The 21,372-nt window shown below is 63.2% G+C and carries 26 protein-coding genes; 8 read left to right on the forward strand and 18 right to left on the reverse strand.

All coding sequences use genetic code 11. The features are described 5' to 3' along the window. Nucleotides 1-6 precede the first annotated feature (6 nt). From HYPDE_RS04430 to HYPDE_RS04450, 5 genes are all read right to left on the reverse strand, one after another. Nucleotides 7-516 carry a peroxiredoxin-like family protein gene (locus HYPDE_RS04430; protein ID WP_015597175.1) on the reverse strand — a complete coding sequence of 170 codons (510 nt, stop codon included), beginning with the start codon at nt 514-516 and terminating at the stop codon, nt 7-9. A gap of 26 nt (nt 517-542) precedes the next feature. Beyond that, complete coding sequence (locus tag HYPDE_RS04435; protein WP_015597176.1) at nt 543-1,070, reverse strand: DoxX family protein; 528 nt, start codon at nt 1,068-1,070, stop codon at nt 543-545. Then, entirely contained in the window at nt 1,067-1,873 is an 807-nt protein-coding gene (locus tag HYPDE_RS04440) for an HvfC/BufC N-terminal domain-containing protein (RefSeq protein WP_015597177.1), read from the reverse strand. Before HYPDE_RS04440 ends, HYPDE_RS04435 begins: the two co-directional genes overlap by 4 nt. Then, a complete protein-coding gene (gene bufB / locus HYPDE_RS04445) occupies nt 1,857-2,741 on the reverse strand; it encodes an MNIO family bufferin maturase (RefSeq protein ID WP_041319984.1) in 885 nt (294 codons plus the stop codon). Before bufB ends, HYPDE_RS04440 begins: the two co-directional genes overlap by 17 nt. 103 nt (nt 2,742-2,844) lie before the next feature. Continuing rightward, nucleotides 2,845-3,192 carry a BufA1 family periplasmic bufferin-type metallophore gene (locus HYPDE_RS04450; protein WP_015597179.1) on the reverse strand — a complete coding sequence of 116 codons (348 nt, stop codon included), beginning with the start codon at nt 3,190-3,192 and terminating at the stop codon, nt 2,845-2,847. A gap of 269 nt (nt 3,193-3,461) precedes the next feature. On the opposite strand from HYPDE_RS04450, the gene HYPDE_RS04455 reads away from it, so the two are divergent. From HYPDE_RS04455 to HYPDE_RS04475, 5 genes are all read left to right on the forward strand, one after another. Continuing rightward, entirely contained in the window at nt 3,462-4,118 is a 657-nt protein-coding gene (locus HYPDE_RS04455; RefSeq protein ID WP_041320854.1) for a sigma-70 family RNA polymerase sigma factor, read from the forward strand. After that, nucleotides 4,115-4,786 (forward strand): NrsF family protein, encoded by a 672-nt coding sequence (locus HYPDE_RS04460; RefSeq protein WP_015597181.1) that lies wholly within the window; start codon nt 4,115-4,117, stop codon nt 4,784-4,786. The genes HYPDE_RS04455 and HYPDE_RS04460 overlap by 4 nt, the downstream gene beginning before the upstream one ends. 200 nt (nt 4,787-4,986) lie before the next feature. Beyond that, entirely contained in the window at nt 4,987-5,454 is a 468-nt protein-coding gene (locus tag HYPDE_RS04465) for a TlpA disulfide reductase family protein (protein WP_201764379.1), read from the forward strand. 34 nt (nt 5,455-5,488) lie between these two features. Then, on the forward strand, nt 5,489-6,361 hold the full coding sequence (locus HYPDE_RS04470; RefSeq protein WP_144061198.1) for an S-methyl-5'-thioadenosine phosphorylase: 873 nt from the start codon (nt 5,489-5,491) through the stop codon (nt 6,359-6,361). A 36-nt stretch (nt 6,362-6,397) separates the two neighbouring features. Further along, complete coding sequence (locus HYPDE_RS04475) at nt 6,398-6,685, forward strand: DUF427 domain-containing protein (protein ID WP_015597184.1); 288 nt, start codon at nt 6,398-6,400, stop codon at nt 6,683-6,685. 19 nt (nt 6,686-6,704) lie between these two features. Here the strand turns inward: HYPDE_RS04475 and HYPDE_RS04480 are convergent, their stop codons facing one another. Genes HYPDE_RS04480 through HYPDE_RS04515 form a run of 8 tightly spaced genes read right to left on the reverse strand, consistent with a single transcriptional unit; the run spans nt 6,705 to nt 13,966 of the window. After that, on the reverse strand, nt 6,705-7,283 hold the full coding sequence (locus tag HYPDE_RS04480; protein WP_015597185.1) for a carboxymuconolactone decarboxylase family protein: 579 nt from the start codon (nt 7,281-7,283) through the stop codon (nt 6,705-6,707). Further along, nucleotides 7,264-7,872, reverse strand: a complete 609-nt coding sequence (locus HYPDE_RS04485; RefSeq protein ID WP_015597186.1) for a TIGR04282 family arsenosugar biosynthesis glycosyltransferase — start codon at nt 7,870-7,872, stop codon at nt 7,264-7,266. Before HYPDE_RS04485 ends, HYPDE_RS04480 begins: the two co-directional genes overlap by 20 nt. A 2-nt stretch (nt 7,873-7,874) precedes the next feature. Beyond that, the gene (locus HYPDE_RS04490) at nt 7,875-8,573 is read right to left on the reverse strand and encodes a TIGR04283 family arsenosugar biosynthesis glycosyltransferase (protein ID WP_015597187.1); all 699 of its coding nucleotides are present in this window, start codon (nt 8,571-8,573) and stop codon (nt 7,875-7,877) included. 3 nt (nt 8,574-8,576) lie between these two features. Continuing rightward, nucleotides 8,577-9,998 carry a dihydrolipoyl dehydrogenase family protein gene (locus tag HYPDE_RS04495; protein WP_015597188.1) on the reverse strand — a complete coding sequence of 474 codons (1,422 nt, stop codon included), beginning with the start codon at nt 9,996-9,998 and terminating at the stop codon, nt 8,577-8,579. Nucleotides 9,999-10,001: 3 nt separating this feature from the next. After that, nucleotides 10,002-10,694, reverse strand: a complete 693-nt coding sequence (locus tag HYPDE_RS04500; protein ID WP_041319987.1) for a TVP38/TMEM64 family protein — start codon at nt 10,692-10,694, stop codon at nt 10,002-10,004. A gap of 59 nt (nt 10,695-10,753) precedes the next feature. Then, nucleotides 10,754-11,824 (reverse strand): inorganic phosphate transporter, encoded by a 1,071-nt coding sequence (locus HYPDE_RS04505; RefSeq protein WP_015597190.1) that lies wholly within the window; start codon nt 11,822-11,824, stop codon nt 10,754-10,756. 13 nt (nt 11,825-11,837) lie between these two features. Beyond that, nucleotides 11,838-12,887 carry a methyltransferase domain-containing protein gene (locus tag HYPDE_RS04510; RefSeq protein ID WP_015597191.1) on the reverse strand — a complete coding sequence of 350 codons (1,050 nt, stop codon included), beginning with the start codon at nt 12,885-12,887 and terminating at the stop codon, nt 11,838-11,840. A 44-nt stretch (nt 12,888-12,931) separates the two neighbouring features. Beyond that, nucleotides 12,932-13,966, reverse strand: a complete 1,035-nt coding sequence (locus HYPDE_RS04515; protein ID WP_144061199.1) for a radical SAM protein — start codon at nt 13,964-13,966, stop codon at nt 12,932-12,934. A 524-nt stretch (nt 13,967-14,490) separates the two neighbouring features. Between HYPDE_RS04515 and HYPDE_RS04525 the strand changes: the two genes are divergently transcribed. From HYPDE_RS04525 to HYPDE_RS04535, 3 genes are all read left to right on the forward strand, one after another. After that, nucleotides 14,491-15,216, forward strand: a complete 726-nt coding sequence (locus HYPDE_RS04525; RefSeq protein WP_041320861.1) for a helix-turn-helix transcriptional regulator — start codon at nt 14,491-14,493, stop codon at nt 15,214-15,216. Nucleotides 15,217-15,311: 95 nt separating this feature from the next. Then, on the forward strand, nt 15,312-15,974 hold the full coding sequence (locus tag HYPDE_RS04530) for an acyl-homoserine-lactone synthase (RefSeq protein WP_015597195.1): 663 nt from the start codon (nt 15,312-15,314) through the stop codon (nt 15,972-15,974). Nucleotides 15,975-16,117: 143 nt separating this feature from the next. Then, nucleotides 16,118-17,005, forward strand: coding sequence for a LysR family transcriptional regulator (locus tag HYPDE_RS04535; protein ID WP_041319991.1), 888 nt, complete (start codon nt 16,118-16,120; stop codon nt 17,003-17,005). On the opposite strand, the gene HYPDE_RS04540 is transcribed toward HYPDE_RS04535, so the two are convergent. The 5 genes from HYPDE_RS04540 to trbL are packed head-to-tail and all read right to left on the reverse strand — an operon-like array spanning nt 16,988 to nt 21,369. Continuing rightward, nucleotides 16,988-17,257: a DUF2274 domain-containing protein gene (locus tag HYPDE_RS04540; RefSeq protein ID WP_041320864.1), complete on the reverse strand. Its 270-nt coding sequence runs from the start codon at nt 17,255-17,257 to the stop codon at nt 16,988-16,990. The two genes, HYPDE_RS04535 and HYPDE_RS04540, sit on opposite strands and share 18 nt — an antisense overlap. Nucleotides 17,258-17,267: 10 nt before the next feature. Further along, nucleotides 17,268-18,437: a TrbI/VirB10 family protein gene (locus HYPDE_RS04545; RefSeq protein ID WP_015597198.1), complete on the reverse strand. Its 1,170-nt coding sequence runs from the start codon at nt 18,435-18,437 to the stop codon at nt 17,268-17,270. Then, complete coding sequence (trbG, locus tag HYPDE_RS04550; protein WP_015597199.1) at nt 18,434-19,420, reverse strand: P-type conjugative transfer protein TrbG; 987 nt, start codon at nt 19,418-19,420, stop codon at nt 18,434-18,436. Before trbG ends, HYPDE_RS04545 begins: the two co-directional genes overlap by 4 nt. Beyond that, nucleotides 19,420-20,100: a conjugal transfer protein TrbF gene (trbF, locus tag HYPDE_RS04555; protein WP_015597200.1), complete on the reverse strand. Its 681-nt coding sequence runs from the start codon at nt 20,098-20,100 to the stop codon at nt 19,420-19,422. Before trbF ends, trbG begins: the two co-directional genes overlap by 1 nt. 3 nt (nt 20,101-20,103) lie before the next feature. Beyond that, nucleotides 20,104-21,369, reverse strand: coding sequence for a P-type conjugative transfer protein TrbL (gene trbL / locus HYPDE_RS04560; protein ID WP_015597201.1), 1,266 nt, complete (start codon nt 21,367-21,369; stop codon nt 20,104-20,106). Nucleotides 21,370-21,372: the final 3 nt, after the last annotated feature.

The raw sequence follows: 21,372 nt of genomic DNA on the forward strand, positions 1-21,372 counted from the left end.
GTGCGCTTACGCCTCCCCACGCGCCGGGTAATTCTTTTCGGTGATGAAGGCGACGGCCTGCAGGACCTCCGCAAACGCCGGCCGTGCGAAAGGCATTGTCTGGATAGAGGCGCAATAGAGAGTGCGATCAGGCTGCACCAAAAAGAGGCCCGGTTCGGCGAATAGGGCTGGCTCTTCCGGTTTGATCGAACTCGAAATGTAGAGACCCCACTGACGGGCCTGCTCGATGCTCAAAGCGTAGGCGATCGTGAGGTGCTCGATGCCCCATTCACTCCGCGAGCGCTCAGCGCGTTCTTGAGTATCGGTGCTGACGGCTACGGCTTCGACACCGCGCTTTGCAAAGTCTTCGAGCCTACGATCGAGGTCGCGCAAATAGCCCTTGCAGATCGGACAGTGCAGCCCGCGGTAAAATACCAACATCGAGAACGAGTGCGGCGCTCTGGCAGAAAGATCGAAACGGCCGCCACCCAGAATCGGCAGATCGAGAGCGGGAACTTTGGTGCGTGGTTTGAGCAATATGGTCAACTCCGTTTGTGGCGCGCTCAGTCCGTCTTGGCCTGCGCCGTCTGTCGTCCGTGACGTTGCCGGAACCAGCTCAGCACAATCAGATGGTCAAGCGACAGCTTTCCCGGTCCAAGCGCGATGATAGCGACAGCGAGCGACGCCCACGGGAGGTGAAAATTCGCCCATCCTTCCGGTACGACGAGTTGGATGACGCCGGTCATGACGAGCAGGCCCAGCGCGCTGAACCGTGTCGCGAGGCCGACCACGAGGAGCACGGGCAGGACGATTTCAGCCACGCTGTCGAGCAACGCGAGCGTGCCCGGCATGGGGAAGCTGTAAGCTTGTCCGAAGATGTGGAGCTTGAATTGCTCTTCGAACAGAAACTGCGCGGTTGGCGCCAGCGACAGGAAGCCGTCCCATTTGGTCAGGCCGGATTTGAAGAACGGCACCGCGAGGGCGATTCGGAGCAGCGGAGGCGCAACTACCTGCGCGGCGCAAGCAAGCCAACCAATGATCGCTTCGAGCGCGGCCATGAGACCTGGAAGGGAGAACCTCGAGCCAATCATCGTGCGTGGGCCTCGATAGGGTAGTTTGTGCTCGTCTCGGAATGACAACCGACAAAGACGCCGGCACCGAGAAGCGCCGTCAGGTTTGCTGCAAGGTCGAATTGTGCCGACTTGTGTAAGCCCGCCTTCGCAGCCTCGACGAGGCGATGACCTTGACCCAAAGCCTTGATGAACTCCGCACCTCCCGCGGGGACAGAACGGACTTCGACTTCCGCATCCGGCCGCGTCACAAGAGCATCTTCGCCCCCAGAATCGAGGTCGACGGGCGCCGGGACGCCATCAGCGACGTTCATGCGCCAGATCGTCAGTGCCGGAAATTGCGAGCGAACGATCCGAACGGAGGGGTGAAGCGTGAAGCAGAGCGCTGCAGCTTCGTCGCCTTGGACGCGCGACAGGATTGCCGGATCGAGCAGGCTGGCTTCCGGTGCGTGATATGCTTCGGTCCAAGCCCGCTCGATCCGGGCGACATGCGAGAGGTAGGGTAAGGACTCGGCCGGTGCGAACCGGGCGATGAAATCCGGGAAGCTCGCACCGTAATCCAGAAGGATCGGCGAGGCCGGCGGCTCGAGGAGCGCAAAGGCATGGGCCATGGCGCGGAAGAACTCCTCCCCGACTATGCGGCACGTCGCCGGAAAATTGGCCTCTAAGGCGTCGATCAGTGCGACGCTAATGTTGTTGCGGTAGACGGCGAAGCGCCTCGGGCTTTCAACGCCGTCGGGGCCGACCAAGCCGGATGGCGCCGGACGCGCCGGATCGAGCAGCGCCGCGGCAAAGTCCGCCTGACGCTCAGCCAGCGAGGACACGGCGGTACTCCTTTTGGCAGACCGCAAGCATGACTGCTTCGGCGCGATCGGCTTCGGCCTTTAGTTCGGGCCAAGCGGGTATGTTGGCGTCCCATTCGATCAGGGTCGGCACCGGTCCGATCAGCTCGATCGCGTGCTCGAAGAGGTTCCAGACGATGTCTGCGACGCTCCGATCGTGGCTATCGATCAGGAGCGGCCGCCCGTTCTCGTCTTGCTCGCGCGTATAGCCGGCGAGATGGATCTGTTGGACATGGGCGAGAGGAAAGTCGTCGATGTAGCGCAGCGGGTCCCACTGCTGGTTCGTCGCGGCGACATAGACATTGTTGACGTCGAGGAGCAAGCGGCAGTCGGTCCTCCTGACGATCTCGGCGATAAAGTCGATCTCCGAATAGGTGCTTTCGGCAAAGGCGAGATAGGTCGCAGGATTCTCCAATAGCATCCGGCGCCCGAGCGCTTCCTGCGTTTCATCTACATGCGCGCAGACACGCGAGAGAGACTCCGCCGTGTAGGGTACCGGCAACAGGTCGTCGAGAAATGCCGTCCCGTGCGTTGACCACGCGAGGTGCTCGGAAAACAGCCCGGGCTCGTAGCGTTCGATCAGGTGCCTCAGGCGTTGCAAGTGCGCACGATCGAGCGGACGATCTGCGCCGATGGAAAGGCCGACGCCATGGAGCGAGAGCGGATACCGGTCGCGGATCGCGCCGAGATAGCGGTGCGGCGGCCCGCCCGCTCCCATGTAATTCTCGGCGTGAACCTCGAAGAAGCCAATGTCGGGGCGCGTCTCCAGGATCGTTCGGTAATGGTCTGCCTTGAGACCCACGCCCGCCCGCGGCGGGATTCCGCGTTCACGAATAACTTGCGATGCCATAACCGCGTCTCGCTCCGCCGCTCGTTGCTGCCTGGCCGACCGGCGGTAGGCGGGTGCTCCGCCTACCTCGGTCATCGCCAAGCGAACTGGCTTCCGCCTTCCTTCAAGTCGACTTCGGCGTCAGGCTTCCGGGGCCCTTCGGCGTATTGATGGTTGTGCAGGTCCCCTTCGCGACCAGCTTGAAGGCGTTGCCCTGGTAGTCGGCGGTGCTCGTGCCGGCGCAGGTTGTGCCCGCTCCGGCGTAGCAATCGTTCTTACCTTTCAGCGCCACGCCGTAACACTGGTCGAATTTGCCGGTCTTCATCTGCGCCATCGTCTTGGCCTGATTCTCCTTCATCATCTTTTCCATGTCGGCCTTGCTCATCTGCGCGTTGGCCGGCACCGCGGCGAATGAGCCGACGGCCGTGGCCAAAGCGCCTGCGACCAGCAGCGATAGAGTTCGATTGGACATGCGGGATCCTCCGTTGTTGGCGGCCTCGGATTGAGGCTAACAATCTGAGGTTCGCCCGGACCCGTTCGAGGGTTACGGGCCAAGGGATATTCGGCTCGCCGGGTTCAGCCAGGGCTCTTCTCGGCGGTAAGAGATTCGTCCTTTCAGACCGGGGGGTTACGCTGACCGCAAAAAATATAAAGGTCGGATCTGCCCGAAACGTCCTGTATGCCTAAGTGGGCGGCGCTGGGCCGAACTGCCCGCCCGCTTCGACTGAAGGACGTTTCAAGATGACTTCGGGCCCGCGGAAACGCGTGCCGCCCCTAACTCTTATCAAAGGCACTCAAGGGGCCGGCAATGCGTCGCGCGACACTGGTGATGATGTTTCGGGCGGCCGGGAGCTCAACTGGTCGATCCTGATGGCGCACGCACAGGCCGGCGATGCCGGGGCGTACCGCCGCTTGCTTGCGGAGATATCGCCCTACCTGCGCAGCCTGGCAGCGCGACGGCACCGAGATCCGGCCGATGTCGAAGACACGGTCCAGGACATCCTGCTGACGATCCACGCAATCCGCTACACCTATGACCCGACGCGGCCGTTCGGGCCCTGGCTCGTCACGATCGCCCAGCGCCGCATCATCGACCGGCTCCGCCGACGCGGTCGGTTGCACTCTCGCGAGGAGTCGTTGACCGCCGAACACGAAACCTTGCCGGCCGAGCAAACGAACATTGTTGATGAGATGTCGGATCGGCGCGAGCTGCATGAGGCCGTTGAGAACCTACCGGCCAGCCAACGAGAAGCCATCCGACTGCTGAAACTGAAGGAGATGACCTTGAAGGAGGCGGCGGAAGCGACCGGCATGTCGATCACGGCATTGAAGGTCGCGACTCACCGGGCGCTCAACAGCCTCCGAAAGATGCTCTCGCGAGGGAGCGAAGACCAATGACCACGACACCCGACCTCATCGAGCTGCTCGTTGCCAACCTCACGCCGGTCAAGCGTCTGCGCCCGCCGATCGTGCGCGCGGCGACGTGGCTGGCGTTGGCTGCACTGATCGTCGCGCTGCTGGCCACTGCTCAAGGCCTGCGGCCCGATATCGCGGTGCAGTTGCAGCAGTCCAGCTTCGTGATGAGCCTTGGCGGCGCGCTGCTAACGGGCGTGATGGCCACCATCGCCGCCTTCATGCTGAGCCTGCCGGATCGCTCGCGCGTCTGGGTTCTCCTTCCGGCGCCGTCGCTCGTGTTCTGGCTTTCCACAGTTGGATACCAGTGCCTGACCGAGTGGATCAGCGTTCAGCCTGGCGGCATCACGCTTGGAGAGACCGCGAGATGCTTTGCGACGCTGGTGCTTACCAGCCTCCCATTGTCGCTGGCACTGCTCCTGATGCTCCGCTACGCCGCGCCGCTACGGCCGACCGCCGTGATCCTCACAGGGAGCCTTGCCGTTGCGGCGGTTACAGCGGTCGCCCTGTCGCTGTTTCACGGCGGTGATGCGACCGTCATGATCCTTATGTGGAATCTCGGCACGGCCGGCTTGTTCGTCTGCCTGGGCAGCATTTTCGGCAAGACCATGTTCTCGTGGGTCGCGCCTCGCCCCGACCTCCATACGGCGTGAAGGTCGCGTATGAGCGAATCCGACTCATGATTCCGGCGCTGGTTCGCTTGCAGCGGCCGCAAGGCGCAAGATCGTCCTTTGCTCCAGGCTACGGGCTCTCAGCCATCCTCGTAGCATTACTGGTTCTCGCAACTATTGCCAATGCGAGGGGCGGCGACCTAGAGCCGCCTGTTTTTCGGAGCAGGAGCAGCCAGTTCATCTTGTTGCGCCCTATCGATCCGGCACCGTCGACGAAAGTCCAGGGAATCGGCGGCGCGCCGGTTGATCTCACCCAGTTGCGCGGCCGAGTGGTTCTCCTCAATTTCTGGGCAAGCTGGTGCCTACCGTGCGTTTACGAAATGCCTTCGCTCGACCGGCTCGCAGCGACGGCCGACGCATCTCGTATCCGCATCGTGGCCATTGCGATCGACCGAGATGGGGCAGCAACGGTTATGCCGTTCCTGCGCGAGCACGGCCTCACGCATCTTTCCATCGGACTCGACCCCAGCCAACGCTTGGGGTCCCTCAGTACCGATCACGTGACCGTTGGCGCACTGCCGCTCTGGGGCCTGCCGATCACCTACATCATCGACAAGCACGGCGATGTCGTCGGCTACATCACGGGTGCTGCCGAATGGGACTCGCAGAAAGCACGGGCATTTCTCGACTACTTCATCAATGAGAGCTGACGACTCCGTCGCCGATCCTGCGAGTGAGGACAGCATGACGATTTTGGGCGTTTTGGGTGGCAGCGGCGTCTATGACATAGCCGGTCTCAAGAATGCTGCGTGGCGGCGGGTTTCCTCGCCCTTCGGAGAAACCTCCGACGAATTCCTGTTCGGTGAGCTGGACGGCTTAGAGGTCGTCTTCGTCCCCCGGCACGGTCGCGGCCATCGACACACGCCGAGTTCGATCAACTACCGCGCCAACATCGATGCTTTGAAACGCGTGGGCGTGACAGACCTTCTTTCGGTTTCGGCCTGCGGGTCTCTCCGCGAGGATCTGCCGCCGGGCCGGTTCGTGGTCGTCGACCAGTTCGTCGATCGCACGATTACGCGGGAAAAAAGCTTCTTCGGAGAAGGGCTGGTCGGTCATGTGTCGATGGCGCATTCAACATGCGGCAGGCTCGCGCAGGCCGCCTACGAATGCGCCCGTACGGCCGAAATCCCCGTGACGCTAGGTGGCACATATCTCGCGATGGAGGGGCCGCAATTCTCCAGCTTCGCGGAGTCACGCATCTATCGGAGCTTGGGTTGCGAAGTGATCGGTATGACGAACATGCCCGAAGCCAAGCTCGCGCGCGAAGCGGAGATCTGCTTTTTGACGGTCGCTATGGTGACAGACTTCGATTGTTGGCATCCGGACCATGCTCACGTTCAAGTCTCCGATGTTGTCCGGATCCTTGAGGAGAATGCGGAAAAGGCGAAGCTGCTTGTGCGTATGCTGGCGCCTCGGCTGAGGGATACAAGACCGATCCCTTGTCCGGCGGGTTGCGATCGCGCGCTGGATCACGCTCTCATCACAGCTCCCGGTGCACGCTCCCCCGATATGCTCGCCAAGCTCGACGCCATCGCGGGGCGGGTGCTGAAGCAGTGATTGTGCTCACGCATTCACGGCTTAGGAGAGATTTTCATGATCAAAGCCAGTTGGAACGGAAAAGTGATCGCGGAATCGGACCGGACGGAGATTGTCGAGGGCAACCATTACTTCCCGGCTGAAGCGCTCCACAAAGAATTCTTCCGGTCCAGCGAGACGCATAGCGTGTGTCCGTGGAAGGGTCTCGCGAGCTACTACTCGATCGAGGTTGACGGCCAGAAGAATCCCGATGCGGCCTGGTATTACCCGGACCCAAAACCGGCAGCCCATAACATCGCAGGCCGAGTGGCGTTTTGGAAAGGCGTTCGCGTCGAGACAACCTGATTGCGCTGCAACTCCTGTATTAACAGTCGTCGATGCTGGCGCGTGTTTCCGAAGGCGGCCGAGGTACGCGGCAGAATCCCTGGGCGGGCACGTCCAATGCAGCATTGAACTTCGAAGATAAGTTCTGAAAGGCGATCAGCCCCGTCAGTTCGACGAGTGCGTCGTCGCTCCAATGCGCCTTCAGTCTCGCGCGTAAATCGTCGTCGACGCGGTTGAGCGTCATTGCTTCCGCATATTCGAGCGCGAGACGCTCCTCGCTGTCGAACAGAACGCTGCCTTGCCACTGCGGCAGCGCGTCAATCTTCTCCATGGAAACGCCGCGCTTCGCCAGCGTCGCCGAATTGATGTCGACGCAGAAGGCACAATGGTTGATCTGCGAGACGCGAACAGTGACGAGCGAGCGCAGTGCCGGCGCGATGGGCGAGGACCGGCGATCGAAGGCGCCGTAGAGCAGAGCGACGCTGGCGAAGACCCATGGCGAGCGGCCCCAGAGCAGACCCGGATCGAGCACGCGCCCATACGTGCGCCGCTGCTTCCAGAAGAACAGGCGAATGAACCAGGGATACTGGCCGATCGGCTTAGACGTGACTGCAGGCATATGAGGCTTCCCGCCGTCCGTTGACGCGCCAGGCTTCGCCGTCGTCGATGTCGGAGAGCGTTCTCAGCATTGCAACCTCCTTACCGGCGAGATTAGCGAGCGTATCGGCAAGCGCGTGCTCGCTGGACCATCGCACGTTCGCGAAAGGATCGATGAAGCGCGGGCGCCGACGTAAGCCCACCAGCCAATAGCCGCCGTCCCTGGCCGGGCCGAAGACTGCGCTCTTCGATCCCAAGGCGCGGAATGCCGCGGCGATGTCGGATGCGGCAATGTCCGGGATGTCACTCCCGATGATCACGACCGGCCCGGGCGGCATGTGCCGCGCGACCCGAGCCATGCGCTGGCCGAGATCGCCGCCGCCCTGCGGGAGCGTCGCGATGCCACGCGGCCAAGGGCCGGATCGATCGGGTGTAATGCCGAGCCAGGTCGTCCACCTGGGATCGCCGCCCAGGCGGCGCAGCAGCCTCACCAGCATCACGCGCTGGAACCGAAGAGCTTCGATGGCGCCAATGTCCCGCGCCAATCGACGCTTGCCGGACCCTAGACGCGGCCGCCGCGCGAAGATGATAAGATGTCGTGCGCAGCGCATGATCAGCCGTAGAGTCTTGCGATCAGGCTGGGCGGCATGCCCAGCAGATAAAGCGTCAGGCACGTTAGATTCCGTAAGCTCCGACGCCGCCAGCCGTCGCGGTGCCAGCGCTCGGCTGAGGTGCGGGCAACAGAATCGAGGATCGTCAGGCGGCGCCGTCCGATACGGCGCACGAGATCGACATCCTCCATCAGTGGCCAGGCGCGGAACCCGCCAAGGGAGCGGTAGAAGTCGCGGTGTATCAATAATCCCTGATCGCCATAGGGCAGGCCCAAGCACCGCGTGCGCCACGCTACCCGACGCTCGAGCCGCTGCGCTTCCGCGCTCGGATCGTCCAGCCCGAAACGGAAGATCGCGGCTCGCGATAGGTTCGCCGAGTCTGCGATGAACCTCTCCACCTCCTTTTGCCAATTTCCGGTGAGAACCGTATCCGCGTGCAGAAACAGCAACCATTCGCCTTCGCTTCGCATTGCGCCCGCGTGCATCTGAATACCGCGGCCCGCATCGGTGTGGACGAGCCGCGCGCCCATTGCGCGCGCGACATCGGCCGTGCCATCGCGCGAGCCGCCATCGACGACAAGGATCTCCTGAACTCCGCTGCAAGCGGCGATAGCACCGCCCAAGTCGAATGCCGCATTGAGGGTCGGTATAATCACCGACACTTTGGCCAAGTCCGCGTGGGGCGTATCGTTGCCGATCATGAGTCAGCTCAGCCACAGCAGCAGGCGAACCAGCCGCTTCGGCCAGAGGCTGAAGAGCTTCGGCGCATAAAAGGCACTCGCCACGGTCTTCGAGATTTCGGCGCGGGTGGGATAGGGCATGATCAGACTCGTTAGCGCGTTCAGTTTCAGCTTCCGCGTAATGGCGAGCGCCCAAAGCTGGATGAGCTCGCCGGCGTGGCTTCCCAAAACCGTTGCGCCGAGTATGGCTCCTTTGTTGTCGGTAATGATCTTGATCCCACCGGCGATTTCCCGCTCGGCCTGAGCGCGGTCGTTGTCCGCAAAATCGGCTCGCGTCACGCGCACGCGATCGCCCAGCAGCTCGCGCGCCTGAGCTTCGGAGAGCCCAACATGCGCCAGCTCAGGATCCGTGTAGGTAACCCACGGGAGTGCGCGATAGTCAGCCTTGGCGGGCAGACGGAATAGGGCGTTACGGATGACGATTCCGGCCTGATAGCTCGCCGCGTGTGTGAACAGGGGCCCACCGATTACGTCGCCCAGCGCATAGACGCGTCTGTTCGATGTCCGCAACCTTGCGTCCACGGCAACGCCTTTTTCGGTGCGCCGGACTCCGCCTTTTTGAAGGTCGAGTTCCTCCAGACGCGGTCGCCGGCCGGCGGCCAGTAATAGGTGCGAGCCGGTAATTGGCTGCGGCTGCCCGTGCAGTGCAACGGAGATTTCGTCTCCGCTAGAGACGACGTTCGCGATCTCGACTCCCTCCTGGAGTGCGATCCCCTCAGCCGCGAGCTCCGCGCGCAAGAGGTCGACAAATTCAGGCTCATCTTTCGGCAGCAATCGACTTCGCTGGAAGATCGTGACCGAGCTGCCGAGGCGGCGGAACGCTTGCGCCATCTCGACGCCGATCGGGCCGCCGCCGATGATCAGGAGATGGTCGGGACGGGCGCTGAGAGAAAAGATCGATTCATTGGTAAGAAACGGAACCAGATCAATGCCCCGGATTTGCGGGACCACGGCGGCAGACCCTGTTGCGATGATGATCCGCTTCGCGCGGACGCGGACGCCCCCGCCTTCGACTTCCTTCGGGCCCGCGAAACGCGCGGCAGCCTTGATGACGCGCACGCCCAGACCTTCGAAACGTTCGACAGAGTCATGCGGCGCGATCCGCGCGATCACGTCGCGCACATGCGCCATGACCGCCGGGAAATCGATCCGGACATCGGGAGCGCCAAGGCCGAAGCGGGCGGCTGCCCGGACGTTACGGGCCGCATGGGACGCCGCGAGCAGCGCTTTGGAGGGGACGCATCCGTAATTGAGACAATCGCCGCCCATCTCGCCGCGTTCGAACAGAACTGTGTGGGCGCCGAGCATCGCGGCACCGGCCGCGACGGAGAGCCCTGCCGAGCCGGCACCGACGACGCAAACGTCGCATCTCAGCAGCTTGGACATGCGTCAACTCGGCTTGCCGCGCCGAAACCAGCGATACCCGACTGGGACCAGCGAAAGCGCGGCGAGAGCCAGAATCGGTATCAGAATGTTTGGCGTGAACAGGATGTCGAGATCGGGCTTCCGCCCCTGATTCAGGATCTGCCCGAGGCCACTCCCCACGCTGGCGTAGACAGCAGCACCCGGAATGATCCCCAAGAACGTGCCGGCGACGAAGGTGCGAGGGGGCACGTCAAGAAAGGCCGCCGCAAGATTGATCAGCCAAAAAGGAAAAAGCGGGACGAGCCGCAAAAAGAGAAGATAATTGAAGGCGCTTTTCTGAAAGCCATCCTTGAGGCTTTGCAGAGCACCAAGCGCGCGGCCTCGCAGAAACTCGCCGAAGCTCGTGCGGGCGATAAAGAAAAGGAGCGTCGCGCCGACCGTCGCGGAGACGACAGCTATGGCTGTGCCGACGTACAATCCGAAAAGGAAGCCCGCGCTCATCGTCAGGATCGAGGAGCCGGGAAGGGAAAGGGTCGCCGCCGCGATGTAGACCGCCGCGAAGGCCAAGGCTATGAGCGCGGGATTCAGCTCCACCTGCAATAGGAGCCATGATCGATTGGCCGCAAGCGCCTCAAACGTGAGATAGCGGTCGAGATGCAATCCGAGGAACGCGGCGAGACCGAGAATGATCAGCGCGGGGAGCAGAGCGACGCGCACCCAGTTTCGTTGCGTGGGGGCACGACGCCCAGCAAATATTTCATGGCTGGAACGCGGCATCACGCCCCCAGCACAACGAGGATGGCTGAAAAGGCGGCCGCCGCTGGGAGCGTCACCAGCCAAGCCAGCAGGATCGTCCGCAGAGCATCCCGAGCGCGCGGGGGCGCTTTGTCAGCAACCCTGACGCCAATAATCGACCCGGCCGCAACATGTGTGGTCGAAACCGGTAATCCCAACGGCGTTGCGCCCAAGACCAGGAAAGCGGTGCCTAGATTGGCGAACAGACCCGTCGTCGGCGTCATCGTCGACACCTCCTGGGCCAGAACAGGCAGTAGGCGGCGTCCGGCCATCAAGGCGCCGCCCGTCATGGCAAACGACGTCAATGCAATCGCCAAGGCCGGTCCACTGGCCGTCGTTTCGGCGGCCGGCCATGCCGCGAGGGCGGGAATCATCAAAGCTGCCATCTTCGGCACGTCGTTGAGGCCGCGGGCGAAGCTCACTGCTCCACCGCTCAGCCAGTGCAGGGCCAGCCAGACCCGGCGCGCTGCGGGCGAAGGACGCCGGTCGGGAGCCGCGCAGATAAACGGATCTTTCCTATGATCCTCGGGCGCGCAGCAGCCCGGCGTCCATTGCGGCAAACGACTCTCGACGAGGCGGTTCAACAGCAGCAGCGTCCAGCAGAGGCCGATGGCGAGGGCGGGGCTTGCGAGCAGAGGGATCAGGAATTTCGCTGCTACGACTCGGTAGGCGACATCGCGGATTCCAAACTGCGCGGCGGCGGCGCCGATTATCCCACCGATCAGCGCGTGCGTTGTGGAAACCGGCCAGCGCTGCCAGGTCGAAAGGGCAACGAAGCCGGCCGCTCCGGCCAAGGCCGCAAGTGCGGCGCCGAGCGGCAATCCCTCCGCGCTCTTCAGGACGCCGCCGCCGAACAAGGCGCCGAGCGCGCCGCCCCACGAGATCGCGCCGAGTCCGCCGGCGAGAGTTGCCAAGACGCCGAGAAGCCAGGCCGCACGCGGCGTGGCGATGCCGCTGCCGGCCAAAGCCGCGACCCCCTTCGACACGTCGTTGGAGCCGTTGGCCCAGGCAAGCGTCAGGCTGACAACCAAAAGCAGCGCAGCGGAGAGCACGATGTCCGTCCTCTCAGCAGCATTTGATCGGAGTAGCCGCGTTTCCCGCCACTTGGGCAGCGGGCGGGCCGCATTCGAACAATCCGAAATGAACGGATTTATCGCCGATGGTCTCGAAATGAGGTGCGTAGCGGCTGAGCGACAGCATATCGGCCGTGTTACCGCAGACGGGAACAGCCTTGTGCGCAACGAAGCGATGATGATCGTCGAGCTCGAATGCGTTTGGGGCTTCCGGGATCGTTCCCTTATAGATCGCCGCCTGGCCGTAATCCTCGCACCGGTCCTCAAGGTCGAGTTTGAACGCTCGGACGGTCACCGAGTAAAATTCGATGAGGGCTGTCCTGGCCTCAATGTCGGAGTTGTTGATGGCGACTCGCCGCCGCTCGATCACGCGAACGTCGCGGCACCCAGCGGCTGCCATCAGGCGCCGGAAGTCCTCCCAATAGAGCGCACCGCCCAGACATTCTCCGCGCAAAACCGGATCGGCGGCCAAATTTGGAGGAACGCGACGGTCTGCGAATACGTCCGAGACATAGAGCTCGCCGCCTTGGCGGAGCACGCGAAGGATTTCCCGGAAGGCGCTCTGTTTGTCCGGCGAAAGATTGAGGACGCAGTTGGAAACGACGACGTCGACGCTGTCGTCCGCAATCCGCGCGGTGCGCAGATCTTCGATATATCCTTCCCGAAACTCGATATTGGCGAAGCCAAATTTTCGGGCGTGATGGTCGCGATGCTTTCGGGCGACAGCAAGCTGTTCTTTTGTCATGTCGACCCCAATGACGCTGCCGTTCGGGCCGACAAGCTGGGACAAGACATAGCAGTCGCGCCCCGCGCCACATCCGAGATCGAGGACATGCGCACCGTTCAACGCCGGCGGGATCGGCGAACCACAGCCATAAAAACGCGCCTTAACCTCGTCTTGCACCTTGGCGAGGGCCTCGGCAATGTAGGGGGCCGGCGAGGTGCCTATGCAGCACGCGGAGGTTTGAAGATCGTCCGACGATTTGAGGATTTCTCCGTAATACCGCTGAATCGATTCAAGAGAACTTTGATGTTGGGTCATGAACGTCAGGCTTCCTTAGTGACTGTACCGTCTGTGTGCCGATCTCATCCGCTGCACGATGCGCCACCGAGCACGCAGAAACGCGCGCAGTAGCGATGATTGAGCTTCACCGGCCGCGCCGCCTCAGCCAGGCTCGCGCCCAGCTCAAAGGCATTGTCGTAGGGAAGCAGCGTGCAGGAGAGGACCGCCGGCTTATCCGCGCCTTTTCGCTTCACGACCATCCGTGAACTGGCGCACATCACCGAATCCGGGTTCTTGCCCAGGATGCCCCAACAGCGCTCGGTAATCTCCGGGACGTCGTCGTCGGCTCTCATTTCAGGAAATAGCACGAGGCGTCCCGGATCGGCCGCGTCGATGCCCACGCCCAGTCTGTCGAATAGGGCTGCGTAGCCGGCACGTATCTGGGCGTCTGTTTCCTGCCAGACGGTTCGGCCGGCGACGGATACAGTGAAGCCGCTCCGCGCCAGCCAAAGCAGTCCGTCGATCGTGCGCGGCCAGCTCTGCGGCCCCCGCAGCCGCTCATGTCCCGACGGCTCGTAATGGTCTAACGAAACACGCAGCGCGAGCTTGCTCGGAAATCGCCGATTGAGGTCGAGCAGTGGTGCCTTCAGCCGCTGCATGGGCTTCATCGCGTTGGTCAGCACCAAGACGGCGAAGCCCGCGGCGAGGCTGTCCTCCAGCATGCCCAGGATGCCCGGGTTCATGAACGGCTCGCCACCGGTAAAGCCGATCTCATTAGGCGGCGGGTCGAGCTTGGCTGCCTCCGCTAAAAAGCAGTCCACCTCTGAGCGCGAGAGGTAGACGAGGCGGTCGTTCCTCGGACTCGACTCGATGTAGCAGTTCTCGCAGGTCAGATTGCAAAGCGTCCCGGTGTTGAACCAGAGCGTCTCAAGGGCCTTTAAGGAGACGCTCGCACGACGTTCGCCCGTCGCCGTTACCTCCGGATGGCTGAATTTCGCAAAGGAGATAGCCGGGTGCATATGTTCCGGAGCCGTCGCCGAGGGTCCCTCGGCCGAATTCGGGGCGCGGGTTACCGGGGGCGATCGCCAGCTTTGTGGGGCAGAGAAGGCTTGATCCATCCTCGGGAGCTCAATTGTCGTGTACTCATTTGAAATTCGCCGATCGGTGCCGAGAGGTTTCATCAAGCCGCCCCAAAATGAGGCTTTCGGCGTTGTCCGGCTCCCTCCCGACACGTGCGGCGGGGCCAGACGCTCGACGGTGCAGTTTCACCCCAATGGTCAACTGGCGCAGCGAAACCTTCCGGTTGCTTGCGGCGAATCTCCTCTTGAAACAACGCCTCGGGGTCATTTGCCGAGCGCCCTGGCGCGGGTGCCGCTTCGCCGTTGCGTGTGTCATCAAAGGAGGACCACACGATAGGGGTCTGTAGAGAGTATCGGATGTTTCAGTCCGAGGGCCCTAAACTGCATATTTTTTGTGCAACCCAACGTGGTGCTCGGCCAATGGCAGTTCCGAAGGGGACGCTTTGGATGGACTGAATCTCGGTCAGTGGCGCCGAGATCCCATCTCGTTGGTCGGATCAAATTTCGCCGGGGGGATCGGTCCAGCGGACTTCAACAAACTGGGGGTGACGCGGAGATTCCGCATGCAGCGTGTTTTCCAGTCCTTTGTCGATGGTCTGGTAGCCAGCGATAATGCTGAGAGCCTCCGCGCGGTCCTCGCCGACGCGGGCGCGGCTCTCGATTTGAGCTGCTTTGCCTATCTCTCCATGCCCTTGAGCGTGGGGGATGCGCCGACGCTGATCTCGACTTATCCAGTTAAGTGGACCGATCGCTACCTTCGAGAGCGTTACGAGCGGATAGATCCGGTTATCGTGGACGCGCTAGCCACACCGGAGCCATTCGAGTGGGGACAGGAGTTTCCTGCGAAGCGCTTGTCGAAATTGCAGTGTTCGCTGCTCGACGAGGCGGCTCAGTTTGGGATCCGCTGCGGATTTACCGTGCCCATTCATGATGCGCGCGGCACCATTGCGGCGGTTACTTTTGCGGCCGACCAACGCCGCCCGAAGTTCCGACATTGCATCGAACAGCACCGACATGTGCTCCAGCTCATGGCAATGTATTTTCATGCGCACGCGCGGCGGCGGTTGTCTGGCAATCGCGTCATCGATGGTATCGTGCTGTCGCCGCGCGAACTCGAATGTCTCGAATGGGCGGCGCGGGGGAAGTCTGCTTGGGAGATCGGCCGCCTGCTGAATATCTCGCGTCGCACGGCGGCATTTCATCTGGACAACGCGAAAGCGAAGTTCGGCGTCCGCACTATCTGTCAGGCCGTCGCGAAATTGGCAGCTGCTAAATCGACAACCGAATAGGGTTCCCCCTTCCGACCCTGTGCAACTACACAGGATGAGAAACCCCGCATCATCGCCTTCTAATCGCGCAGGAACAATCCTGCCTGGAGGCGACCATGCTCCAACTCATCAATCCCGCGCGCTACGGCGAGTTCATCGACGCCCTCGCGGAAATGCATCGGCTTCGTTACCGGATCTTCAAGGAACGGCTCGGCTGGGACGTTCAGGTCAGCGGCGACTTGGAAATGGACGAATTCGACGCCTGCCAGCCTGCATATCTCGTGCAAAAGGATGACGACGGCCGGATTCAAGGGTGCGTCCGGCTCTTGCCGACAATCGGCCCAACCATGCTCCGGGATACGTTTCCAGTGCTCCTGGACGGCGAATCGGCGCCGGCGTCAGATGCCATCTGGGAAAGCAGCCGGTTCGGAGTCGATCTCAGCTCGCGGGACGAGAAGACCGGCCGCAGCATCGCGCGAGCGACCTTTGAGCTATTCGCCGGAATGATCGAATTCGGTCTGATGCGCGGGCTCTCAGACATCGTCACTGTAACTGACGCACGGATGGAGCGCATCCTGTGCCGCGCGAACTGGCCATTGCGACGGCTCGGTTCGCCCCGGGCGATCGGCAAGACGTTGGCTGTCGCGGGCTATCTTGAAGTATCGCGCGAGCGGCTCGCACGTGTTCGCGATGCCGGCGGTCTTTCCGGCACGGTGATCCGTATGCCAGACGACGATGTCCATCACACCGGTCCGAGCGCGACCACCGTGGCGGCGTGAGGTTGCGGTCGGCAGTCGAAATAAGGGGGCGGCGGTCACCGCTAATGCCTTGCGGTCTCCGGTGGAGAGACCACCGGCTCGTCGGTTCGGCTGCCGATCTTGTCAGGGCGAGCGCTCAATAACGTTTGCATGGCGTGCCGAACATGGAGATCCGCGATCTTATGTATCTCGATGCGTCGGCGACCGCCGGCAACTTTACACGGGCCGCCAAGTCACTCGGAATCAACACCTCGACGATCAGCCGTCGGGTCGGACGGTTCGAGGACGAGCTTGGCCTCGCCGTATTCGAACGCCAGCACGCGGGTGTTCGCCTTACGACCGGCGGCAAGGCGGTGTTGCCGCATATCCGGCGCGCATTGGCGGAACTCGATGCGATCAGGCGTGCTGGCGAGCAGAACGGCAATGGTGTTGTCGGCGAAGTGCGCCTGGCAGTGCGCATGCCGCCCATCGGCGAGCCCTTGCGCGATCTGCTGGCTCGGTGGCGAGACCGGCACCCAGATGTCGTGCTCACGATCTTGGAATTGAGCGAATGGGAGATCCAGAGCGCGATTCGGGAGCGGCGGATCGATGTGGCGTTAATGACGCGCCATACGCTTTGGCCTGATGCCGCATCGGCCCCCCTCTACCGCGAACGCGTGCTCGCCGCGCTGCCGTGCCGACACCCGCTGATCGAGCGAGAAGCGCTCGATTGGGTCTGCCTCCGCAAGGAGATGTTGCTCGTGCAAGGTTGGGAGAACAGTCAATCGGCCCGCGAGTTCTATGCATCCCTCATGGGATGCGGCGCAAACTTCCACACCCACGCTGCCAGTAAGCAATGCATCTTTGCGCTGGTTGCCGCCGGATTCGGGATCACGCTCGCGACTAGGAGCCAGTCGGAGGTTGCGTTCCCCGGAGTGGCATACCGGCCAATCAGCGAGGACAATGCTTGGGTCCAGGTCGAACTCGTTTGGAGCCCCGAAGCCGAAGACCCTGCCGTCGGCCGGTTCGTGGCTTTCATGCGCGACGAAGCGCGGTCACGTCGTCTTTTCTGAGCCCGGACTTGCTGGCTGCGGCCGCGGTGCCGCCGACCCCACGCGCCGCAGTTTCGCGAAGGCGCGATCCGTCGCCATGAAGCGCGCCAGCATGGGGCCGATCAGCTTCGCGGGCTCGACGGCGCCCTGGCCGGTTTCGCGGCCAAGCGCATTTCCGTAAGCGACCAGATCACGGTGAATGGCAGCGGGCAGTTCGACGGTCAGCTTCACTGGCTTGTCGTCCGGAATCGTGCCGAGCTTCAGCTTTGCCATGATCATTGCCTCATGCACGGTAGGGTTCGAGAACGAGGTCGTGCGTGACCATCACGCGCACCGGGAAACCCGGCCGGATAGTGATGGTCGGCTGAACGTTGAGCGACCGGCTGACCACCTGCTGGCCGGTCTGATTGACGCTTTGCGACACGCCTTGCTGAATGGCCTCGGCGAGCGAGCCGTTGTTGTTGCCGCTCATGCCGGCCTCCGATCCGACGCTGAGCAGCGTGGAGAGAATCGCGGCCTTGAACAGCGTGCCCCAATGGTTGTCGACCTCGTCCTCGAGGCCGGCATAGCCTTGCGTGTCGGCGCCCGGCTGACGCTCCAGAACGATCGAGCGGCCGTTCGGCATGATTAGGCGATTCCAGACGAGGAGCGCACGTGTTTGCCCAAAGGCGATCTGCGCATCGTACTGGCCGACGAGGCGCGCGCCCTGGGGGATCAGGAGGATCTTTCCCGTCGGACTGTCATAGACGTCTTCCGTCACTTGTGCGGTCACCTGACCGGGCAAGTCGGAGCGCAAGCCGGTGATCAATGCGGCGGGGATCACCGCACCCGCCTGCAGAATGTATTTGCTCGCCGGCGCCTGAACGCGGTCTGGGCTTGTGGTGCGTCGGTCCACCGCGCCATTGAGAAAGGCGAGCTTGTGATCCTGCGAAGTGAGATCGGCCGATCCGCCGTTTCGCCCGGCGGGCGACTGAGCGGCGGCTGGTGTCGGCGCGGCTGCTGTGGTTTTGACATTGGTCGGCGCGAAGAGATGGCTGACCCGTGCTGCCTCCTGCTCCTGCGCAATGCGCTGCTGCTCGGGATCGGTTCCTGTCGGCATTCCCGGCGCCGCAACCCCCGCATTGGCCATCGGCCGGCCGAGATCGCCTGGCAGCGGCGGCCCGAGCTGGGGCACCGGCTTGGGGAGCCCGGTATAGTCTCGGGGAAGGTTCGCGAGGCCGTCGGGCGTGTTGCGATTGTTGGTGTTGTAGAGTTCGGAGCCTCCGGTCTGATGCTGCGGCTTCAGGGCGAAAAACAGAGCGCCGCCAATACCGATCGCTGCCGCCGCGCCCAAGCCCAGTAGCACTTTGCGCGATAGGCGTGTGACGGGCGGACGGCTCGATCGCAGCCGCATCTCCTCGGGCGGGCGACTGTCTTCATTCGATCCACCGTCTTCGCGGGGAGCATCCGTCACCGCGGCCTCCCGTCGGTGCGGACGATGCGCACGACTTGCTGGTGCTCGCCACCGAGCTTGAGCTCGGCCGCGGCGAACAGCCGATCGACGATCATATGGTTGCCTTTGACGCGGTAGTTGACGAGCTGGCCGTCGCCTTCGGCGCCGATGACCCAAAGCGGCGGCAACTCGCCCTGGCTGATGCCGCTCGGGAATTCGATGAACACCTGCCGGCCATCGTCGAAGGCGCGCAGCGGCCGCCAAGCGGGATTGTCGCCCTCGATGCGATAGCGGAAGTTCAGGGCGTTGATATCGACGCCAGTGGCGATCGGAGACGCAGCGTCGGCCGCGGCATTCTGCTGGCGCAGCGCGATGAGCTGGTCCTGGGCGTAGGCCCAGGAGACCGACGCCATGTAGGTCTTCGCGTCGGAATGCAGTTCGAGGTGATAGGTGCGCCGATCTGTGTTGATGACGAGATTGGTGACGAGATCAGGACGCGTGGGCTTCACCAGAATGTGGACGCGTTTCGCCGGCCCGACGCCGCTCTCGGTGTCGCCGATGATCCACCGCACGGTATCGCCTGCCGCGACCGGGCCAGAGCCGACGAGCTGCTCGCCCGGCTCGAGCGCGATATCCGTGATTTCGCCAGGCGCGGCATAGACTTGATAGAGCGCCCCATCCGAAAAGGGATAGACCTGGATGGCGTTGAGATAGCCGGCTCGCGCTGGCTGAACGCGCGCGGCGCCATTCGCGCGGTCAACGCGCACGTGCGGATCGGCGGCTTCCGGCGGGGCCGACCGTCCAGACGGAAGGGGCTTCAGCTGGCCCGGCAAGGGAAGCGGCTTTGGCAGCTCTACGATCTGTACGGGTTTTGGCGGGTCGGGCTGAAGCACGGCCGGCTTCGGCGTGTCGTCGTAGCTGATCTCGGGCGGTTTGTAGGCGGTAGCGCAGGCCCCAAGCGAAACAGAGGCGAGCAACAAGGTTGCAAGCGAGGCAATGCGCATCAGCCGAGCTCCTTTGACCAGTTGAGGGCATGGACGTAGACGCCGAGCGGATTTTTCTTGAGCCGATCGGCGTCGGTCGGCGTCTGCACCACGATGGTGAGGATGGCGCTCCAGCGTTCGGTGGCGGCGAGCGCGTCGTCGACATAGCGGCGCTCCACCCACTCGACGCGGAAGCTGTTGTCGGAGGCGCGGATCACGCTCGCCACCTCGACCGACACTTGCATCTTCCCGATCTTCGAGAAGGGATCGTTGGTGCGTGCGTAATCGTTCAGTGCGAGCGCGCCCTTGTCGGTGACGTAATTGTACGCATCGAGCCAGTCCTGCCGCAGCACCACGGGGTCGGCTGGAATGCTGCGCACCTCTTCGATGAAGCGGGCGAGATGCCAGGCGATCTGCGGGTCGGTCGGCTGATAGTCGGCGACCGCCGGCGCGACCGCTTGTGCCTGGCCGAGCTTGTCGACCTGAACGACCCAGGGCGTGATCGTCCCACGCGCGGACTGCCAGACGAGACCGCCCGCCAGGCCGCCGCTCAGCGCGAGCGCGCCGAAGAATGCCAGACGCCAGTTCCTGGCCTGGACGCGCGCGGACCCGATGCGCTCATCCCAGACCTGGCCGGCTCTTTGGTACGGCGTTTCCGGCTCAGGCGTCTTCCCGTAACGGACGGTCGATCGTCGGAACATGGATCATTCCCCTTCGGAGAGATCGACCTGGCTGCCGCCACTCGGCCGGTCGCCGGCGCGGATGGCGTGGTCGGCGGCGGTCACGCCGCGGTTGATGGTCTGGCTGCGTTTCATGCGCTGGGCCCAAGCCGGCGGGCTGTCCGAAGAGGCGGAGGATCCCGCGCCGCCTGCGCTCGCCGGCGCGCTTCCGCGCAGCACTGCGCGTTCGCCGGATGCGAAGCTCTCTTTCAGGCTGGCTGCCGCACGGCGGAGCGGGCTGATGGCCGCAGATCCGGCTGCCTGCGCGACCCCGGTGGCGCCGCCCGCGCGAAAGGCGGCCGTCGCCCCGCCCGCGACGGACGCGCCCGCACGCGCTGTGCCGGCGATTGCCCCGCCCGCGGCGGCAAGGCCACCGGCTGTGGCAGCAATGCCAGCCGCGCCGATCCCGGCGGCCGCGAGACCGGTTCCGACGGCGGCGCCAGCGCCGAGCTGCGGTCCACCGGCGATCAAACCGTTGGCGATGCCGGGGCCGAAGATTGTGAGACCGAGCAACGAAAGCGCCGCGAGGATGAGAGTCAGCGCATCGGAAATCGTCGGCGGGTTGTTGAAGCCGCTGGTGAACTGATTGAAGATCGTCGAACCGATCCCGATGATGACTGCGAGCACCAGGATCTTGATGCCGGAAGAGACGACGTTGCCGAGAACGCGCTCGGCGAGAAAGGCCGTGCGGCCGAAGAGTCCGAACGGGACCAGGACAAATCCGGCAAGCGTCGTCAGCTTGAACTCGATCAAGCTGACGAAGAGCTGGATCGCCATGACGAAGAAGCTGATGACGACGATCAGCCAGGCGGCGAGCAAGATGATGATCTGCACGAGGTTCGCGAAGACGCTCGTGAAGCCCATCATGCCGGAGATGGCGGTGAGGATCGGCTTGCCGGCGTCGATGCCGACCTCGGCGATCTTGCCCGGCTGAAGAAGCTGCGCGGCGCTCAGCGTGCCGCCGCCGGCCTCGATGCCGAGGCCGGCGAAGCTGTTGTAGATGATCTGCGCGAGGTTGTTGTAGTTGCCGATGATGAAGGCGAAGACGCCGATATAGAGCGTCTTCTTGATCAGTCGCGCGAGCACGTCCTCGTCGGGCGCCATGGCCCAGAACAGACCAGCAAGCGTGATGTCGATGGCGATGAGCACACCGGCGAGCCAGCGCACATCGCCCTGAACCAAGCCGAAGCCGGAATCGATGTATCGGGTGAACGTCCCCAGGAAATTGTCGATGACGCCCGTGCCGCCCATGAC

Origin of the sequence: Hyphomicrobium denitrificans 1NES1 (genome assembly GCF_000230975.2) — a bacterium.
GTDB lineage: Bacteria > Pseudomonadota > Alphaproteobacteria > Rhizobiales > Hyphomicrobiaceae > Hyphomicrobium_B > Hyphomicrobium_B denitrificans_A.

Coding starts and splice junctions, on each gene's coding strand:
- HYPDE_RS04510 (WP_015597191.1), bottom strand. CDS start 12,887: ATGACCCAACATCAAAGTTCTCTTGAATCGATTCAGCGGTATTACGGA.
- HYPDE_RS04450 (WP_015597179.1), bottom strand. CDS start 3,192: ATGTCCAATCGAACTCTATCGCTGCTGGTCGCAGGCGCTTTGGCCACG.
- HYPDE_RS04530 (WP_015597195.1), top strand. CDS start 15,312: ATGCTCCAACTCATCAATCCCGCGCGCTACGGCGAGTTCATCGACGCC.
- HYPDE_RS04525 (WP_041320861.1), top strand. CDS start 14,491: ATGCAGCGTGTTTTCCAGTCCTTTGTCGATGGTCTGGTAGCCAGCGAT.
- trbF (WP_015597200.1), bottom strand. CDS start 20,100: ATGTTCCGACGATCGACCGTCCGTTACGGGAAGACGCCTGAGCCGGAA.
- HYPDE_RS04495 (WP_015597188.1), bottom strand. CDS start 9,998: ATGTCCAAGCTGCTGAGATGCGACGTTTGCGTCGTCGGTGCCGGCTCG.
- HYPDE_RS04535 (WP_041319991.1), top strand. CDS start 16,118: ATGGAGATCCGCGATCTTATGTATCTCGATGCGTCGGCGACCGCCGGC.
- HYPDE_RS04490 (WP_015597187.1), bottom strand. CDS start 8,573: ATGATCGGCAACGATACGCCCCACGCGGACTTGGCCAAAGTGTCGGTG.
- HYPDE_RS04480 (WP_015597185.1), bottom strand. CDS start 7,283: ATGCCTGCAGTCACGTCTAAGCCGATCGGCCAGTATCCCTGGTTCATT.
- HYPDE_RS04470 (WP_144061198.1), top strand. CDS start 5,489: ATGACGATTTTGGGCGTTTTGGGTGGCAGCGGCGTCTATGACATAGCC.
- trbL (WP_015597201.1), bottom strand. CDS start 21,369: ATGGGCGGCACGGGCGTCATCGACAATTTCCTGGGGACGTTCACCCGA.
- HYPDE_RS04485 (WP_015597186.1), bottom strand. CDS start 7,872: ATGCGCTGCGCACGACATCTTATCATCTTCGCGCGGCGGCCGCGTCTA.
- HYPDE_RS04515 (WP_144061199.1), bottom strand. CDS start 13,966: ATGGATCAAGCCTTCTCTGCCCCACAAAGCTGGCGATCGCCCCCGGTA.
- bufB (WP_041319984.1), bottom strand. CDS start 2,741: ATGGCATCGCAAGTTATTCGTGAACGCGGAATCCCGCCGCGGGCGGGC.
- HYPDE_RS04455 (WP_041320854.1), top strand. CDS start 3,462: ATGACTTCGGGCCCGCGGAAACGCGTGCCGCCCCTAACTCTTATCAAA.
- HYPDE_RS04540 (WP_041320864.1), bottom strand. CDS start 17,257: ATGGCAAAGCTGAAGCTCGGCACGATTCCGGACGACAAGCCAGTGAAG.
- trbG (WP_015597199.1), bottom strand. CDS start 19,420: ATGCGCATTGCCTCGCTTGCAACCTTGTTGCTCGCCTCTGTTTCGCTT.
- HYPDE_RS04460 (WP_015597181.1), top strand. CDS start 4,115: ATGACCACGACACCCGACCTCATCGAGCTGCTCGTTGCCAACCTCACG.
- HYPDE_RS04475 (WP_015597184.1), top strand. CDS start 6,398: ATGATCAAAGCCAGTTGGAACGGAAAAGTGATCGCGGAATCGGACCGG.
- HYPDE_RS04435 (WP_015597176.1), bottom strand. CDS start 1,070: ATGATTGGCTCGAGGTTCTCCCTTCCAGGTCTCATGGCCGCGCTCGAA.